This is a genomic window from Pseudomonas sp. C6002, assembly GCF_013385805.1.
GTDB lineage: Bacteria > Pseudomonadota > Gammaproteobacteria > Pseudomonadales > Pseudomonadaceae > Aquipseudomonas.
Map to the genome: position 1 here is coordinate 37,293 of NZ_JACAPH010000040.1, position 2,661 is coordinate 39,953.

3 protein-coding genes and 1 pseudogene are annotated in these 2,661 nt (G+C 59.5%); all 4 read right to left on the minus strand.

Annotated features, from left to right (window positions below; all coding sequences use genetic code 11):
* Positions 1 to 200: pseudogene (locus HX817_RS31215) on the minus strand (hypothetical protein); the annotation flags it as partial.
* A 4-nt stretch (positions 201 to 204) separates the two neighbouring features.
* On the minus strand, positions 205 to 996 hold the full coding sequence (locus tag HX817_RS27875) for an ABC transporter ATP-binding protein (protein WP_003220035.1): 792 nt from the start codon (positions 994 to 996) through the stop codon (positions 205 to 207).
* 17 nt (positions 997 to 1,013) lie between these two features.
* Positions 1,014 to 1,751, minus strand: a complete 738-nt coding sequence (locus HX817_RS27880; protein ID WP_102369535.1) for an ABC transporter permease — start codon at positions 1,749 to 1,751, stop codon at positions 1,014 to 1,016.
* A 16-nt stretch (positions 1,752 to 1,767) separates the two neighbouring features.
* The gene (locus HX817_RS27885) at positions 1,768 to 2,490 is read right to left on the minus strand and encodes an ABC transporter permease (protein WP_003220032.1); all 723 of its coding nucleotides are present in this window, start codon (positions 2,488 to 2,490) and stop codon (positions 1,768 to 1,770) included.
* Positions 2,491 to 2,661 lie beyond the last annotated feature (171 nt).

Sequence of the window (2,661 nt, forward strand, 5' to 3'; positions counted from 1 at the left end):
TACCGGCCGGCTTGAGTGTTGTGAAGCAAAGGCACAAGCAAAAATCTAAAGCGGGCACGGTCCACTGTAGGAGCTGGCTTGCCGGCGATGGCATCAACTGGGTGTGCCTGATGCACCGAGGTGTCTGCATCGCCGGCAAGCCAGCTCCTACAGAAAAGCAGCTCTGCTTTCGCTCTGGATCTTGCCTTTGCTTTTAACACTCCACTACTCCGCACTACGCTGCGTATGACTCGATACAAACTGCCGAAACCGCTCAGTCGGCAACCCCTCAAACAACTCCGCCGGGGTGCCCTGGGCATCAATCAACCCATTGGCCATAAACACCACCCGATTGGACACATGCCGCGCAAACCCCATCTCATGGGTCACCACCAACATGGTCCGCCCTTCCTCGGCCAGCGACCGCATCACCCGCAACACCTCCCCCACCAACTCCGGGTCCAGCGCCGACGTCGGCTCATCAAACAACATTACTTGCGGGTTCATCGCCAACGCCCGGGCAATCGCCACCCGCTGCTGCTGCCCACCCGACAAATGCGCCGGGTAATAATCACGGCGATCATAAAGCCCCACCTTGTGCAGCAGTTGCTCAGCTTCCTCCACACACTCGGCCTTCGAACGCTTGAGCACCCGCATCGGCCCCTCGATGACATTTTGCAAAACCGTCATATGCGACCACAGGTTAAAACTCTGGAACACCATGCCCAGCTTGCTGCGCATGGTCTCCACCTGCCGCGTGCTGCCAGGCAACAACCGACCGTTGCGCTGGCGCTTGAGCTCGATGGTTTCGCCGTCGAGCACAATACTGCCCTCGTCCGGGGTTTCCAGCAGGTTGATACAACGCAGGAAAGTGCTCTTGCCCGAACCGCTGGCACCGAGGATGGAAATCACGTCACCTTTGTGAGCCTCCAGCGAAATCCCCTTGAGAACCTGTGCCGAACCGAAAGCCTTGTGAATGTTGTTAACCGTAAGGGCGCTCTGAATCTGAGTACTCATGACAAGCTCCGCTGCAATCAGGAATGAGAAATAGGTTCGGGGGTTTGCTTGACCGGCAGGTCTTTCGGCCGCTCACGCAGATGGGGCGACAGACGATGTTCAATCCAGGCCACCACACGCACCACCAGGAAATTCAGGATCAGGTAGATCAACGCCGCACAAATGAACACTTCCATGGTGCGGTAGGTACGCTGGATGATTTGTTGCGCCACGCCGGTGACGTCCCACACGGTGACCAGGCTGGCCAGCGCGGTGGACTTGACCAGCAAAATGGCCTCGGTGGAATAGGCCGGAAGCGCCTGGCGCAAGGTGACCGGGCCGATCACTCGCCACAGCAGGGTCCAACGCCCCATGCCTACCGCCTGCCCCGCTTCGATCTGCCCTTGAGGCACGCTCAGCAGGCCACCGCGAATGATTTCAGCGGTGTAACCGGCGGTGCACAGCGCCAGGGAGACCACGGCGCAGCCATAAGGCGACCTCAACACCACCCACAGGAAGCTGTCGCGAATCGCCGGGAACTGCCCCAGGCCGTAATAGATCAGGAACATCTGGATCATCAGCGGCGTGCCGCGAAACAGCATGATGTAGAAACGCGCCGGGTAGCTGAGGAATGGCCAGCGGCTGACGCGCATGGACACCACGCCCAGCGACAGCAGCAACCCCAGGGTCAGGGACGAAAAAAACAAGGCCAGGGTGATGGGCAAGGCACCCAGCAACTTGAGCATGGTGTCGGCAAGAAAGGCGAAATCGATCATGGCAAACGGTCCCTTCTCACGACTGTGCAGGATTGCGCCGCTGCGTACGCTGTACGCGCGCTTCGGCAATATTGAAAAGACGGCCCGAAAGCCCGGTCAGAATCAGGTAGCACACGCCGCCGACGATGTAGAACGTGAAGTACTGGCGCGTGGAACCCGCCGCCACCTGGCTGGCGCGCATCAGTTCCACCAGGCCAATCACCGAAATCAGCGCGGAGTCTTTCAGGCTCATTTGCCAGACGTTGCCCAGGCCCGGCAGCGCGTACCGCCAGATCTGCGGGATCAGCACCCGGCGAATCCGCGTTGCGCGGTTCATGCCGATCGCCAGTGCTGCCTCAAGCTCACCCTTGGCCACCGCGATAAAGGCACCGCGATAGACCTCAGCCTGATACGACGCCGAGATCAATCCGACGGCGATGGCCCCCACCATGAACGGCGGGACATCGACATAGCCTTCACCGCCAAACCAGTGATTGACGGCCGTCACCACACTGGCACCGCCGAAATAGAACAGGTAGATCACCAACAGCTCCGGAATCCCCCGGAACAGGATGGAATAGGCATCCCCCAGGTATCGCAAGGCACGCTTTTTGGAAAGCTTGGCCATGGCCACCAGGCTGCCGACCAGCGCACCGACCACCAGCGCCGCAAGGGTCAACAACACGGTCATGAGGGCGGCCTTGAGCAAGGCCATCCCCCAACCCGTGTCGCCAAAACTGAGCATCTGCATGAGACTCATCAAGTCACTCCTACCGAAAACACATAAAGCACCGGAACCTTGAAATCCGTCTCAACCTGCCCGACGTCCATGAAGCAAAGGGTGCAACTGGCTGCCTGGTTTACTTGACCATCGGCAGGTTCAAACCCTGCTCCTTGGCGCAATCAATCGCGATCTGGTAGCCCGCATCCG